The sequence below is a fragment of the Ensifer sp. ENS09 genome, from assembly GCF_014852425.1.
In the GTDB taxonomy this organism is placed as follows: Bacteria; Pseudomonadota; Alphaproteobacteria; order Rhizobiales; family Rhizobiaceae; genus Ensifer.
In genome coordinates this window covers 505,085-518,034 of sequence record NZ_JACVBP010000003.1, presented here as the reverse complement: position 1 = coordinate 518,034, position 12,950 = coordinate 505,085, and the positions used below count along the sequence as shown (strand labels likewise).

Here is a 12,950-nt window from a genome sequence, read left to right as displayed (position 1 = left end):
GGCGCGCGCCTCGCATAGGCGAGGAACGTCTTTCTGTTCATCAGGTTTCCTTTAGTGAGATGAAAAAATGAGATAAAAAACTCCGGCCGAAGCTGGCGCCGACGCGGTCAAGGGCTAGTCAAAGCCCGTTCTGCGAACCATATTTTGCCTGATGGCTGGACCATGAAACGGGCTCCGGCCGTTGATGGACACTCATCACTTTCGCCTTGAATGGAGGAGGTTATGTTTGATCGACTGCAATCCGGATACATTCTTCCCGAGGGGCTCACCGTCATTTCTACGGTCTTTGAGAAAGTCTTGAACGCCCGGAATATCCCCCGACAAAGTGAAGAGGGCGAATGGCTGGCTCGCGAGGCGCTCCGTCTGTTCATGGGTGGCATACGAGATGCCTGGGAACTGGAACGCCGACTTAAGGATGCTCGCCGCCCGCTCGACCATTCACCGCCATTGGGAGGCGTTGGCGTGGTCGTCGATCTGCTGCCAGAGCTGACGGCGTGGGCGCGGAGCCTTACTGCCACCCCGGAAGAAGCAACCGCTCTCACCGAACGAGCGCTTCAACACGCAATCAACCATATGGCCGAGTTCGTCGAAACCTCGGATGTTAGGGGATGGCTAGTTAGGATTATGGTCGAACTACGCCTCGGTCGCAGCCGGCGTCGTCGCAGGGTGCATGATGGGCTATGACTGGAACGGCACTCGCGGGCGCCGGATGAAGATAGCGCGATTTGGTATCGCCATCGCACTGGCGGAAGCCTTGGTGACGAGATTCAAGGCAACTCTCCCGCTATCCAGGCTCGGCGATGATGGACTGTTCGGGGCCTAACAACCCGTATTCGACCCCAGAGAAGTTACCGGTCTCAAAAAAACCGAACAGCAACTGGGAGGAGAAGTGTTGCCGTTCCCGTAAACGCCCTTGGGAGGAGGAAGTGGGCGTCTGCACATAGAACCGACGCGGGAGGAGGTGCATCCCACAATACCGGTTCGCCGCGCCTATTAAATAGACATTGCTGCAGCGCAGTCCTGCTGAGAGCGCATATCAATCCAGACGCGACCGGGTCGGTCATTCAGAGCCGATGGCGGTCGTGCAACTCCCTGTCCAAATCCATGGAACAAAACGATTATCTCCTGCTTTTTGCTTGTTGAGGTCGCGTGCCGTGTCAACCGGACGTGACAGGGATGACGAACGCGATGGTTTTTCCGGTTTCTCATCGCGGCCAACGAAACGGCAGTCGAGCGTCCAACCTGTCCGGCCCGCGCCTCATCCCGTCTTCATCCGAGGCGGGAGGCGGATGTGTACCGGGGACTGCCATGGCCAGCGACAAGCTCTCGACCTACAAGCAGAAGCGCGATTTTCAGAAAACGCAGGAGCCGAGCGGCTCAGCGAAACTGAAGGCATCGAACCGCAGGCGCTTCGTCATCCAGAAACACGACGCGACGCGGCTGCATTACGACCTGCGGCTCGAACTCGACGGGGTGTTCAAGTCCTGGGCGGTGACCAAAGGGCCTTCTCTGGATCCGCACGACAAGCGCCTGGCTGTCGAGGTCGAGGATCATCCGTTGGACTACGGCGACTTCGAAGGGACCATACCGAAAGGCCAGTATGGCGGTGGCACCGTGATGCTGTGGGATCGCGGCTACTGGGAGCCGGAAGGCAATAAGACGCCCGAACAGGCGCTCGCCAAGGGTGATTTCAAGTTTACGCTGGAAGGTGAGCGGCTGCATGGCAGTTTCGTGCTGGTGCGGATGCGCAACGATCGCGACGGGGGAAAGCGCACAAATTGGCTGCTGATCAAGCATCAAGACGACTACTCAGTCGAAGAGAATGGCGCTGCCATCCTTGAGGACAATGCAACATCCGTTGCATCCGGCCGAACCATGGAGGCGATCGCCGCCGGCAAGGGCAGGAAGCCAAAACCGTTCATGGTGCAGAGCGGCGACGTCCAGGCGGATGCCGTCTGGGACAGCAATCATGGACTGGCGGCGGAGGAACGTGCCGCGGGCACGAAGACAAAGCGAAAACCAGCACCGAAAAAACCGGCAAAGTCCGCGATGCCGGAGTTCATTTCGCCGCAGCTTTGCGAAACGCTCGAACGCCCGCCCTCGGCCGCGGGCTGGATCCACGAGATCAAGTTCGACGGCTACCGCATCCAGACGCGCATCGAAAACGGCGAGGTGACGCTAAAGACCCGCAAGGGCCTGGACTGGACGGCAAAATATCCGGCTATTGCGACATCGGCCGAAAGCTTGCCTAATGTCATCATCGACGGAGAGATCTGCGCGCTCGACGAAAACGGGGCGCCGGATTTCGCAGCACTTCAGGCGGCGCTATCGGAAGGCAAGACCGACGCATTGGTCTACTTTGCCTTCGACCTTTTGTTCGAGGGCGATAAGGACCTGCGCCAACTGCCGCTGACCGAGCGGAAGGAACGGCTGCAGACATTGTTGAGCGACGCCGGCGAGGATCCGCGTCTGCGGTTCGTCGAGCATTTCGAAACCGGTGGCGACGCCGTCCTCAGGTCGGCCTGCAAGTTGTCGCTGGAAGGCATTGTCTCGAAGCAGGCGGATGCACCCTATCAATCGGGCCGCACCGAGACCTGGGCGAAGTCCAAGTGCCGCGCTGGCCATGAAGTCGTGATCGGCGCCTATGCCAAGACCAACGGCAAATTCCGTTCCCTGTTGGTCGGCGTCTTCAGGGGTGATCACTTCGTCTATGTCGGCCGGGTCGGGACCGGCTACGGTGCCAAAACGGTCGATACGCTCTTGCCAAGGCTCCAGGAATTGGAAACCTCAAAGTCGCCCTTTACCGGGATCGGCGCGCCCAAGAAGGATCCCGATGTCGTCTGGCTGAAGCCCGAGCTGGTCGCCGAGATCCAGTTCGCCGGCTGGACGGCGGACGGACTGGTGCGTCAGGCGGCGTTCAAGGGCTTGCGCGAAGACAAGCCCGCAGCCGAAGTCGAGGCAGAAAAACCGGCATCGCCGGCAAAGACCGACACACCGACGCCGGCCGTGACAAAGCCATCAAGGCCGGCACGCGGCAAGAACGCCAAGGCCGAGGTGATGGGCGTGATGATCTCCAGCCCGGACAAGCCGCTCTGGCCGGATGCCGGTGACGGAGAGCCGGTGACCAAGGAGGATCTGGCGCGTTATCATGAAGCCGTTGGTCCATGGCTGATCGACCATATCAAGGGGCGGCCATGCTCGATCATCCGAACGCCGGATGGCATCGGCGGTGAACAGTTCTTCCAGCGGCATGCAATGCCGGGAACCTCGAACCTGCTCGAACTGGTCAAGGTGTTCGGCGACAAGAAACCCTATCTGCAGATCGATCGGGTCGAGGGCCTTGCCGCCATTGCGCAGATCGGCGGCGTCGAATTACACCCCTGGAATTGCGAACCGGGCCAGCCGGAGGTGCCGGGCCGTCTCATCTTCGACCTCGACCCGGGTCCGGACGTCCCCTTCTCCGCCGTGGTCGAAGCGGCACGCGAGATGCGCGACCGGCTTGAAGAACTCGGCCTCGTCAGCTTCTGCAAGTCCACCGGCGGCAAAGGCTTGCATGTCGCCACACCGCTGGCGGCGGCGAAGGGCAAGAAACTGACCTGGCCGGAGGCAAAGGGTTTTGCGCACGATGTCTGCCTGCAGATGGCGCGCGAGAACCCAGAACTTTATCTGACCAAGATGGCCAAGAACCAGCGCAACGGCCGGATCTTCCTTGACTACCTGCGCAATGACCGAATGGCGACGGCGGTCGCACCGCTATCCCCGCGTGCCCGTCCCGGCGCCACGGTCTCGATGCCACTCACCTGGAGCCAGGTGAAAACCGATCTCGATCCGAAACGTTTCACCATCCGCACCGTGCCGGCGCTGCTGGCGAAGACGAGCGCCTGGCAGGACTACTGCGACGGGCAAAGGTCTCTGGAGCAGGCGATCAAGAGGCTGGGCAAGATGATGAAAGCGGCGGCATGACATACGAGCGAACGCACAGTGATTACACGGATTTCCGCAACCTGGACCGTCTGGTACGCCTGCGCCGCATGCGTGGATTGGCTCGGCTCATGGACACGGCGCTGCGCATTCCCGGAACACGCGTTTCGTTCGGCGCGGATTCAGTGATCGGGTTGGTTCCGGGTGTCGGTGACTTCGCCGTCGCGGCGATCAGTCTTTACATCGTCAACGAGGCGCGCCGGCTTGGCGTGCCGAACGACAAGCTTCTTAAGATGCTGGTCAATATCGGCTTCGATGCGGCGGCCGGGAGCGTCCCATTGGTCGGGGACCTGTTCGACGTCTACTTCAAGTCCAACCGCCGGAATCTAGAGCTTGTGCTGGATCATTATGGTCTCGACCATTCCGATTTTGATCGCTACCGGCCGACGCGGGAATGAACCGGCCCGTTCGGCCGGTACGCGCAATCAATATCCGTAACGCCGATCGAGTTCTTTGAGAGCAGCCTGAACCTCATCGATGGAAATCGGCTCTGGTGTCCCAGGCATGTGGCGGAACGCCGGCTTCGAGTCGACCGCGTAGAAGTCCGAGGCCCATGATGCCAAGATGGTCCGTTTGTCGTCTGTAGAGAGTGCGGTCGCTTTCACCACATCGATCGGCCGCTTGATCTCCATGCCCTGAAGCAGGATCGTCGGCCCCATCGCAGTGGCACTGCTTGCGGCCTGCTGCAAAACCTCGTGCATGTCAGGCTCCTCAGCGAACGTGCGGATCTTTGTCACGCCGGCGACGGGAGGCGGCGATCACGTTGGTTTCCGGCGCCAGTAGATCGTGCTTCTCAGCGAAGGCGGCAAACAGGCCGCGCGCGGTCTCGGCTTCGATCTCGCCGCGCAGTGCCGCGCTACACGCTTTCAGGGCGATCGAGTGCGCCGTGTCGCGCAACGATGCTGGCCATTCGGCAAGATGCCGGTAGGCGTCCATGACGGTACGGACCTCAGCCGGGAAGCCAAGCCCGACGAGGATGGTAACAGGTTGTCTGAACATATCGGGTTTCATAACGCTCTCCTTCCCAACCCGGAATGTTGACGGGCGCCGTCACGACGGCGCCCGTTCTTTAGGGTTTCGATCAGGCAGCCTTCTGCGCTTCAATCTGCGCCGGGGCGACCTTTTGTGTAAGAGCCTGGTTGGTCTGGATTTCGATCTTCCGCGGCTTCAGGGCCTCGGGGATCTCACGGACAAGATCGATGGACAGAAGACCATTGCTCAGATCGGCGCCGTTCACCCGCACATGGTCGGCGAGCTCGAAGCGGTGCTCGAAGGGACGGCCGGCAATGCCGCGATGCAGATAGCCGTCATTGGCGGTCTCCTGCTTCTTGCCGGTGACGGTCAAAAGGTTGGACTGGAAGGTAATGTCGAGATCGTCTTGGGCAAAGCCCGCGACTGCGATCGAGATGCGGTAGCTGTCGTCCCCGGTCTTGACGATGTCATAGGGCGGCCAGTCGCTGATCGAACGGGCGCGCTGGGCATTTTCGAGAAGATTGAAGACGCGGTCGAAGCCAACGCTCGAACGGAAGAGGGGTGCATAGTCGTAAGATGTTGCCATAGCCATATCCTCCTTGAAGCAACATGGTACGGAAGCGGCGCAAGACGGCGCTCCCAGCAAGTCCAGCCCTTTCTTCAGCAGCTGGCGGCAACCGATTTGGTTTCTGGCATATTCTGATTCAAGAGTGTCAGCGGAAAAAAATTGGAAGTCGCGACGGCGGCCTACATCAGGTCAGTCGAGCGCGTAAACCGCAGCATCATCCTGGATTTCCCGAAGGCCTTTGTAAGATGCGTGCCGCAGATTGCCGTCGTCGGTCCAGCCGCGGAACTCGATCTCGGCGATCAGCGTCGGTTGCGCGAAGATATAGTTCTTACCCTTCAGCGGCACGACCGGCGTCCTGGTCTTCAGTTTGTCGAGTGTCTTCTTCAGATACGCCGCATCTTTTTCCTTGAAGCCCGTTCCGACAGCGCCAACATAGACCCAATCGTGTTCGCGGCGGGCTGCCAGCAGCAGGCTACCGATCCCGCCGCGGGCAACCGCCGACTGTTCGTAGCCGACGATCATGAAACTCTCGCTTTGAATGCATTTGATCTTCAGCCAGTCGCCTGTCCTGCCTGAGCGGTATGGACGCTCCCGGTGCTTGGCGATAATGCCCTCCAGTCCAAGCGACCGGGCGTTTTCCAGAAGTTCGCCGCCGTCACCCTGTATCTCCTCGGACAACCGTATCGCACCGACCGCGCCCTCGAGCAGATCCTCAAGCAGATGGCGACGGACTGATAGCTCGGTCCGGGTCAGATCGTGGCCATCGAAATAAAGAAGATCGAAGGCGAACAAGACGGCTTCCGTCGACGCACGCTTGCCGCCGCGCCCGCCGAGCGAACGCTGCAAGGCTCCAAAGTCCGAGCGTCCTTCGCTGTTCAGCACCACGGCCTCACCGTCGAGGATGGCTCTCGAAACGCCCAGGTTTCTGGCGGCCTCGGCAATCGTCGGGAAGCGATGCGTCCATTCATGGCCTCCGCGGGTGATGACCCGCACACCCTTCGGCTCGATGTGGATCACCAGGCGGTATCCGTCCCATTTGATCTCGTAGGCCCACTCGCGGCCGGTCGGCGGCGTAGCCCTCAGGAGCGCCAGGCACGGCTCGACGCGCTCAGGCATGGGATCGAATGGTAGATTGGGCTGCGCCGGGTCGCGCTTCCGGCGCGGCTGCGATTTCGCGGTGAAGCTATCGTCCTGGAGAAGCGGCTTGGCAGGGCGTCTCATTTGCCGGACCGGCTTTCGGCCGCCACCGACTTCTTCAAAGCATCCATGATGTTGATGACGTTATTGGGTGCAGCTTTCCCCGGTGCTGGCGGCTTGGCCTTCGCCGGCTTCTTCATCGCTTTCTTCTTGGTGGCGATGATATCGAGCAACCGATCCTGGACCGGGTCGATGACCATCTTCGGGTTCCAGTGCTGCGTCTGCTTCTTGATGAGTTGCTGTACCAGGGGCATCATTTCGCTGTCCGCCGTCTCGTCGTCGTCGATCCCTGCGAAATAGGTATCCTCGTCACGAACCTCATCCCCGTAGCGCAAGGTCCAGAGCACGATACCCTTGCCGCGTGGCTCGAGCATGACGGCGCGTTCCCGGCCCGAGATCACCAGCCGCGAGATACCGACCATGTCCTGGGCTTCCATCGCGTCGCGGATCACCGAGAACGCTTCCTGCCCGACTGGATCGTTGGGCGACAGATAATAGGGCGTGTCGAGCCAGATCCATTCGACGCTGTCGCGTGGCGTGAAAGTCGAGATGTCGATCGTCTTGGTGCTGTCGAGCGCGACGTTCTCCAGCTCTTCGTCCTCCAGCATGATGTAGTCGTTTTCGCCGCGCTGGTAGCCCTTCACCTCGTCTTCATCCTTCACTTCCTTGCCGGTGACGGAATCCACGTAGTGGCTGACGACGCGGTTCTGGGTTTCGCGGTTGAGCGTGTGAAAGCGAACCTTTTCGTTCTCGGAGGTCGCTGGCATCATCTCCACGGGGCAGGTGACCAGCGATAGCTTGAGATAGCCTTTCCAGTAGGGACGGACAGCCATGGTATCCTCCAATCAACCGGCGCGGCGGGTCTGCGATGCCGCAGACTTTGATTTGGCGGTTGCGAGCTTCGCGGCCTTCTGGCGCGACGTGCCCTTGTTGGCGTTGGCAGCCGTCCGCTTCGGCTCGGTCTTTTTCCCACCTATGCCGGCGCTCTCGCGCAGCGCCTGAAGCAGATCGCTTTGCTTGGACACGGCCGGCGCCTTCTTCTTCGGGAGCGCCCTGCCCTCGATCTTGGCCTTGACCAATTCTGCTACGGCCGCTTCATAACGATCGTCGAAGGCACTGGCGTCGAAGCTGCCTTTCTTGGTGCCGAGGATATGCTCGGCCAATTCCAACATCTCGCCTTCGATCTTGAGGTCGGGCAGTTCTTCGAACGCCTCCTCGGAGGAGCGCACCTCGTAATCGAAATTCAGGGTCGTGGCGATCAGCCCTTTGCCGTGTGGCCGGATGAGAACTGTACGCACACGGCGGAACAGGACTGTGCGGGCGATCGCAGCAACTTTGGCTTTTTTCATGCCGTCGCGCAAAAGCACAAAGGCATCCGTGCCCATCTTGTCAGGCGCCAAATAGTACGGCTTGTCGAAATAGATATCGTCGATCTCGTTGCAGGGAATGAAGGCGTCGATCTTGAGTGTCTTGTCGCTGTCGGGCACAGCCGCCGCCACCTCTTCCGGTTCGAGGATGACATACTGGCCATTCTCGATCTCGTAGCCTTTGACCTGTTCGTCCCGCTCGACCGGATCGCCGGTCTCGCTGTCAACGAACTCCCGCTTCACCCGATTGCCGGTCTTGCGGTTCAGTGTGTTGAAAGCGATGCGTTCCGAGGAGGATGCCGCGGTGTAGAGCGCTACCGGACAAGCGACCTCTCCAAACTTGATGAAGCCTTTCCAATTGGCTCTTGGGGCAACCATGACGCAGAACTCCTGACACAACCAATGCGATTCAAGCGAATCAGCGAGCAATTGTTCCGAGTCGAAACGAATCTTTTTTCAACGGCTTAGGCCAACAACGCCGCTCGTTTTGCGAGTCTGCATTAGGCTCTTGATTCCGGTGCATCTTTTCCCGGCCACGCGCGTTTTCCCCGACAGCAACCATGAAGGAGTCCTGCCATGAGCAAGCGCGAACTGATCGATACCGGAACCGACAAGCGTTATGTCCGCCGGGACAAGGAAGGCAAGTTCAACGAAAGCGTCGACGTCTCTCGGTCGCTGTCAGCGGACGCCCGCCACGACGCCAAGCATGATGCGAAGCCGGGCCAGGGAGACAAGGGCGATCGCAAGCACTGACGGAAACGCCGGTGAAGCTCGCCACCTATAACGTCAACGGCATCAACGGCCGGCTTGAGGTGCTGCTACGTTGGCTCGACGAGGCGAAACCTGACGTCGTGTGCCTTCAGGAGCTGAAGGCGCCGGACGAGAAGTTTCCGCGCCGCGAGCTCGAGCGCGCAGGCTACGGCGCCATCTGGCACGGCCAGAAAGCCTGGAATGGCGTCGCGATCCTTGGCCGCGATCAGGAGCCGCGCGAGACAAGGCGCGGACTGCCGGGCGATCCCGACGACAGCCACAGCCGCTACATCGAGGCTGCCATCGATGGCATCATCATAGGTTGCCTGTATCTTCCGAACGGCAATCCAGCACCAGGGCCGAAGTTCGACGATAAACTTCGCTGGTTCGAGCGGCTGCATTCCTATGCGGCGGAACTGTTTGAACTCGATGTGCCCGTAGCTCTGGTCGGCGACTTCAACGTGATGCCGACGGATCTCGACGTCTACAAGCCGGAGCGCTGGCGAGACGATGCGCTGTTTCGGCCTGAAGTCCGGGCCGCCTATTCCGAGCTCGTTGCCATGGGCTGGACGGACGCGATTCGCCTGCTGCACCCCGAGGAGCGGATCTATACCTTCTGGAAGTATTTCCGCAACGCCTTCGCCCGCGATGCCGGACTTCGGATCGACCATTTCCTGCTCAGTCCGTTACTCCGGGAACGACTGCAAGCCTGCGGCGTCGACAAGTTTGCGCGGGCCTGGGAGCACACGAGCGATCACGCGCCGGTCTGGATCGAACTGGATGTCGACTAGGCCGCTATCGCCAAACCGATCGATGACAGAGGAGCCGACAGACAATGGCAGAGGGACAAGATTTTGATGCTGCGGGGTTCGAAGACCAACTTTCCGCGATGACCGACGAAGAACTGTTTGCCCTGATGCAGAAGCTGGAAGACGAAAGCGAAGATATCCCCGTGGAAGACCGCGACACCAGCGAGGTCTTTGCCAGGATCGCCATGGTCGAAACCGTGATCGAAGATCGATTTCCCGGACAGCTGTTGGCGCCATACAAGGACTGGCAGCAGCGGAGGCTAGATATTTGAGGAGCGACGATCGTGACAGAAAGATCTGACAATGCCGAACGGCTATTCCAGCATCTCGATGACCTTGTCGCCGAGATCATCGACCGGTTTGCGAATGAGGGCCATGGAACGGTCACGGTGATCGAAACGCTTCAAGACGTCATTGCAAAACGTCGCCTGGCTTACGACCGTGACCCCGATCCAGCCGAAGACGTTGAGGAGCCATCGAACGATTGGCCCGCCGCTACCGCGGCGACAGAGGGGAAGGGGTAACGCTTATGCTGCCCTCCCTCGAGCACCCCGGCCCAGCCGAGACGGAAAAGAGCCTCACCCGGAGCCAACGGGACGCGCTACGAGCGATCGCGTTTTTCCGACGCCAGCGCAAGGCGGGCAAAGGGTGGCTGGTTGGCGACAAGCGTCTGTCCGAAAAGCTGGTCGAGCGCCTGGAAATGATGGAGCTGGTGGAAGAGAGCTTCATCAGGGGGGAGCCGATACTTCAGTTGACCATCGTCGGGCGCGCTATCGAGGCAAAACTGCAATAGTCGTGTCACGGACACGGGAGCTATCTCTCCGGGCGCAACTCTCGGACTGCGTCCGCAAATTTCGTCGGTGCTTCCTGCGGAACGTTGTGGCCAACGCCGGCAAGAATGTGGCGGCTATAGGCTCTCTTGAAGTGAACAGCATCTTTGTCCTCCAGTGATGGAGGATCCACACCATCGTCGGCGCCGAGCAAGACTATGGTGGGAACCGTAATGGCAGGCTGCTCTGCCAGCCGGGCTTCGATGTCGGCATAGGCCGGATCGCCGGGCACGACGCCGTACCGATGGCGATAGGAATGAATGACGACGTCCACGAAGTCCGTATTGTCGAACGATGCGGCGCTGCGTTCGAACGTGGCGTCAGCGAACGCCCAGGACGGCGACCACGTCTGCCAGAGAAACCTGCAGATCTCATCTCGCTGCTGCTCAAGTCCCTTCCGACCCCGCTCGGTGTGGAAATAATACTGATACCAGTCCCCCGCCTCCTGGTCCGGAGTACCAGGGTTGGCGGCGCCGGCGATATCCTGGACGTTGTAACCCGCCCCCGCGCTCACCAGCCCAATCACCCGTTCAGGCCAGCCCGGCCACCCCAGTCGTAACCGCCGAGTATGGCTTGTTCGATGCCGAGAGAATCCATCATCGCCAGGAGGTCCGCGCCTAATGCCGCCTACTCACCAGAGCGTGGCGTCGCCGGCGACTGGAAGCGGGTCGCGCCGTAGCCGCGAAGGAAGGGTACTATGCAGCGGTGCCCCGAGGCGGCAAGGTTGCTTGCCACCTCGTCATAGGCATGAGCATCATAAGGGAAACCGTGAAGCAGGATCGTCGGCGTGCCATCCTCGGGCCCCAGCTCGATGTAGGCAATATCGAGCACACCAGCGCGGACCTGCTTCAAATCCTGATCCTGAACCATGCTTCGCCTTTGGCCCGATTGCTCATGCGACGCCTTTGCCGCCGGTCACGCCGTAGACCTCGCCGTTGATGAAGCTGGCTTCCTGCGAGGCGAGGAGCACGAAGACAGGAGCAAGTTCGACCGGCTGGGCGGGCCGACCGAAATCGCTGTCCTTGCCGAAGTTCTTGACCTTCTCATCTGGCTGCCCGCCGCTTGGCTGAAGCACCGTCCAGATCGGGCCGGGTGCAACGACGTTGGCGCGGATGCCGCGCTCGATCAACTGCTTGGCGAGCGCCTTGGTATAGGCGACAATGCCCGCCTTCGTCGTCGCGTAATCGAGCAGGATCGGCGAAGGCTGATAAGCCTGGATCGAGGCGGTCGTAATCACTGCAGATCCAGCCGGCATGTGCGGCACGGCAGCCTGGGCAATCCAATGCAGCGCGTAAAGGTTGGTCTTCATGGTCTTGTCGAAATCGTCCGTCGACAGCTCCTCGATCTTTTCGCGGTACTGCTGGCGTCCGGCATTGATAACCAGGATGTCGAGGCCGCCAAGACCAGAGACGGCCTTTTCGACCAGCTCGCGACACCATGTCTCTTCCTTGATGTCGCCCGGCAGCGCGACCGCCTTTCGGCCCTCCGCCTCGATCAGCCGGATCACCTCCTTCGCGTCCGCTTCCTCTTCCGGAAGATATGATATCGCGACGTCAGCACCCTCGCGGGCAAATGCGATCGCGGCGGCGCGCCCGATCCCGGAATCGCCGCCCGTCACCAGGGCTTTGCGGCCAGTGAGCCTTTCGGACCCGCGATAGCTTTCTTCACCATGGTCGGGTACGGGGTCCATCTTGCGGGCAAGCCCAGGAGCAGCTTGCGGCTGGTCGGGAAAGGGCGGCGCAGGATAGAGGTTGCGGGGGTCGTTCAGAGAAGCTTTGTTGTTCATCGTCTCACCAAGACTATGTTTGTCGATGATTGGATCGTCGCAATTTGCGAACGCAGCCTGGCGATGTTTGTTCCGGGACCTGTGGCGCTGGGGAACTATCTGCGGAAGGGTTCGTTCGTTTTTATCATCAACCCGGAGGAAGCATCATGCCCCAAGGTGACAAATCGAAATACATGGACAAGCAGGAACGTAAGGCAGACCATATCGCCGAAAGCTATGAGGACCGCGGCGTTTCGGAAAAAGAAGCCGAACGGCGCGCCTGGGCGACCGTCAACCAGGACGACGGCGGCGGCAAGAAGGCCGGCGGCTCTGGTCGAGGAAAGCATACCGGTCATCCCGCAGCCCACAAAGGTGGCGAGAACGCTGGAAAGGCCGCTGCATCACGATCTGCCGCCGATCGCTCGGCGTCGGCGAAGAAGGCTGCAGCAACCCGGAAACGCAATGCAGAACACGCGCATCATTAGCAGCTGCGCTGACTGCGGGCCGACCTGGTACCTGTCGATCAGGCGATTTCGCGGAAGGTGATCGAATAACGAAGCTGATCGACAGGCGGGATGGAATGCTCCCCTTCCGACTTTTAATCGCTCTCGATGGCAAGACAACTTAAAAGCGCTGCGAGGCCTCAGAGCCTGGAGTTAGATCTGGATCGCCGGTTTGCTCATGGGGACCAGGCCGAAGCAGTGCGCAATT

The 12,950-nt window shown here is 60.3% G+C and carries 16 protein-coding genes and 1 pseudogene; 9 read left to right on the top strand and 8 right to left on the bottom strand.

Annotation, left to right across the window (positions count from 1 at the left end):
* Positions 1–222 precede the first annotated feature (222 nt).
* From IB267_RS17485 to IB267_RS17475, 3 genes are all read left to right on the top strand, one after another.
* Entirely contained in the window at positions 223–684 is a 462-nt protein-coding gene (locus IB267_RS17485) for a hypothetical protein (protein WP_192448738.1), read from the top strand.
* Positions 685–1,308: 624 nt separating this feature from the next.
* A complete protein-coding gene (gene ligD / locus IB267_RS17480) occupies positions 1,309–3,963 on the top strand; it encodes a DNA ligase D (RefSeq protein WP_192448737.1) in 2,655 nt (884 codons plus the stop codon).
* On the top strand, positions 3,960–4,379 hold the full coding sequence (locus tag IB267_RS17475) for a DUF4112 domain-containing protein (protein ID WP_192448736.1): 420 nt from the start codon (positions 3,960–3,962) through the stop codon (positions 4,377–4,379). The genes ligD (IB267_RS17480) and IB267_RS17475 overlap by 4 nt, the downstream gene beginning before the upstream one ends.
* Positions 4,380–4,406: 27 nt before the next feature.
* On the opposite strand, the gene IB267_RS17470 is transcribed toward IB267_RS17475, so the two are convergent.
* The 6 genes from IB267_RS17470 to IB267_RS17445 form a co-directional block, all read right to left on the bottom strand.
* Positions 4,407–4,682: a hypothetical protein gene (locus IB267_RS17470; protein ID WP_192448735.1), complete on the bottom strand. Its 276-nt coding sequence runs from the start codon at positions 4,680–4,682 to the stop codon at positions 4,407–4,409.
* A 10-nt stretch (positions 4,683–4,692) separates the two neighbouring features.
* The gene (locus tag IB267_RS17465; protein ID WP_192448734.1) at positions 4,693–4,992 is read right to left on the bottom strand and encodes a DUF982 domain-containing protein; all 300 of its coding nucleotides are present in this window, start codon (positions 4,990–4,992) and stop codon (positions 4,693–4,695) included.
* Positions 4,993–5,062: 70 nt separating this feature from the next.
* Entirely contained in the window at positions 5,063–5,539 is a 477-nt protein-coding gene (locus IB267_RS17460) for an Hsp20 family protein (RefSeq protein ID WP_192448733.1), read from the bottom strand.
* Between the two features lie 171 nt (positions 5,540–5,710).
* Positions 5,711–6,742, bottom strand: coding sequence for a non-homologous end-joining DNA ligase (gene ligD / locus IB267_RS17455; protein WP_192448732.1), 1,032 nt, complete (start codon positions 6,740–6,742; stop codon positions 5,711–5,713).
* Positions 6,739–7,551 (bottom strand): Ku protein, encoded by an 813-nt coding sequence (locus tag IB267_RS17450; protein WP_192448731.1) that lies wholly within the window; start codon positions 7,549–7,551, stop codon positions 6,739–6,741. The genes ligD (IB267_RS17455) and IB267_RS17450 overlap by 4 nt, the downstream gene beginning before the upstream one ends.
* A 12-nt stretch (positions 7,552–7,563) precedes the next feature.
* The gene (locus tag IB267_RS17445; protein WP_192448730.1) at positions 7,564–8,463 is read right to left on the bottom strand and encodes a Ku protein; all 900 of its coding nucleotides are present in this window, start codon (positions 8,461–8,463) and stop codon (positions 7,564–7,566) included.
* A 198-nt stretch (positions 8,464–8,661) separates the two neighbouring features.
* Here IB267_RS17445 and IB267_RS17440 point away from each other — a divergent pair, with 198 nt between their 5' ends.
* From IB267_RS17440 to IB267_RS17420, 5 genes are read left to right on the top strand one after another with little or no spacing between them, the layout of a single operon-like run.
* A complete protein-coding gene (locus tag IB267_RS17440; RefSeq protein WP_192448729.1) occupies positions 8,662–8,838 on the top strand; it encodes a hypothetical protein in 177 nt (58 codons plus the stop codon).
* Positions 8,839–8,849: 11 nt separating this feature from the next.
* Entirely contained in the window at positions 8,850–9,626 is a 777-nt protein-coding gene (gene xth / locus IB267_RS17435; RefSeq protein ID WP_192448728.1) for an exodeoxyribonuclease III, read from the top strand.
* 44 nt (positions 9,627–9,670) lie between these two features.
* Positions 9,671–9,916, top strand: a complete 246-nt coding sequence (locus IB267_RS17430; protein WP_192448727.1) for a hypothetical protein — start codon at positions 9,671–9,673, stop codon at positions 9,914–9,916.
* A 12-nt stretch (positions 9,917–9,928) separates the two neighbouring features.
* A complete protein-coding gene (locus IB267_RS17425) occupies positions 9,929–10,168 on the top strand; it encodes a hypothetical protein (RefSeq protein ID WP_192449318.1) in 240 nt (79 codons plus the stop codon).
* A gap of 5 nt (positions 10,169–10,173) precedes the next feature.
* Positions 10,174–10,437, top strand: a complete 264-nt coding sequence (locus tag IB267_RS17420; RefSeq protein ID WP_192448726.1) for a hypothetical protein — start codon at positions 10,174–10,176, stop codon at positions 10,435–10,437.
* 20 nt (positions 10,438–10,457) lie between these two features.
* Here the strand turns inward: IB267_RS17420 and IB267_RS17415 are convergent.
* Positions 10,458–11,344, bottom strand: a pseudogene (locus IB267_RS17415) (alpha/beta fold hydrolase).
* 22 nt (positions 11,345–11,366) lie between these two features.
* The gene (locus tag IB267_RS17410) at positions 11,367–12,260 is read right to left on the bottom strand and encodes an SDR family oxidoreductase (protein ID WP_192448725.1); all 894 of its coding nucleotides are present in this window, start codon (positions 12,258–12,260) and stop codon (positions 11,367–11,369) included.
* A gap of 146 nt (positions 12,261–12,406) precedes the next feature.
* Between IB267_RS17410 and IB267_RS17405 the strand changes: the two genes are divergently transcribed.
* Positions 12,407–12,724 (top strand): plasmid stabilization protein, encoded by a 318-nt coding sequence (locus tag IB267_RS17405; protein WP_192448724.1) that lies wholly within the window; start codon positions 12,407–12,409, stop codon positions 12,722–12,724.
* The last annotated feature ends 226 nt before the right edge of the window (positions 12,725–12,950 follow it).

Coding starts and splice junctions, on each gene's coding strand:
- IB267_RS17465 (WP_192448734.1), bottom strand. CDS start 4,992: ATGAAACCCGATATGTTCAGACAACCTGTTACCATCCTCGTCGGGCTT.
- ligD (WP_192448737.1), top strand. CDS start 1,309: ATGGCCAGCGACAAGCTCTCGACCTACAAGCAGAAGCGCGATTTTCAG.
- IB267_RS17470 (WP_192448735.1), bottom strand. CDS start 4,682: ATGCACGAGGTTTTGCAGCAGGCCGCAAGCAGTGCCACTGCGATGGGG.
- IB267_RS17420 (WP_192448726.1), top strand. CDS start 10,174: ATGCTGCCCTCCCTCGAGCACCCCGGCCCAGCCGAGACGGAAAAGAGC.
- IB267_RS17410 (WP_192448725.1), bottom strand. CDS start 12,260: ATGAACAACAAAGCTTCTCTGAACGACCCCCGCAACCTCTATCCTGCG.
- IB267_RS17405 (WP_192448724.1), top strand. CDS start 12,407: ATGCCCCAAGGTGACAAATCGAAATACATGGACAAGCAGGAACGTAAG.
- IB267_RS17445 (WP_192448730.1), bottom strand. CDS start 8,463: ATGGTTGCCCCAAGAGCCAATTGGAAAGGCTTCATCAAGTTTGGAGAG.
- IB267_RS17430 (WP_192448727.1), top strand. CDS start 9,671: ATGGCAGAGGGACAAGATTTTGATGCTGCGGGGTTCGAAGACCAACTT.
- IB267_RS17475 (WP_192448736.1), top strand. CDS start 3,960: ATGACATACGAGCGAACGCACAGTGATTACACGGATTTCCGCAACCTG.
- IB267_RS17450 (WP_192448731.1), bottom strand. CDS start 7,551: ATGGCTGTCCGTCCCTACTGGAAAGGCTATCTCAAGCTATCGCTGGTC.
- ligD (WP_192448732.1), bottom strand. CDS start 6,742: ATGAGACGCCCTGCCAAGCCGCTTCTCCAGGACGATAGCTTCACCGCG.
- IB267_RS17440 (WP_192448729.1), top strand. CDS start 8,662: ATGAGCAAGCGCGAACTGATCGATACCGGAACCGACAAGCGTTATGTC.
- IB267_RS17460 (WP_192448733.1), bottom strand. CDS start 5,539: ATGGCAACATCTTACGACTATGCACCCCTCTTCCGTTCGAGCGTTGGC.
- IB267_RS17485 (WP_192448738.1), top strand. CDS start 223: ATGTTTGATCGACTGCAATCCGGATACATTCTTCCCGAGGGGCTCACC.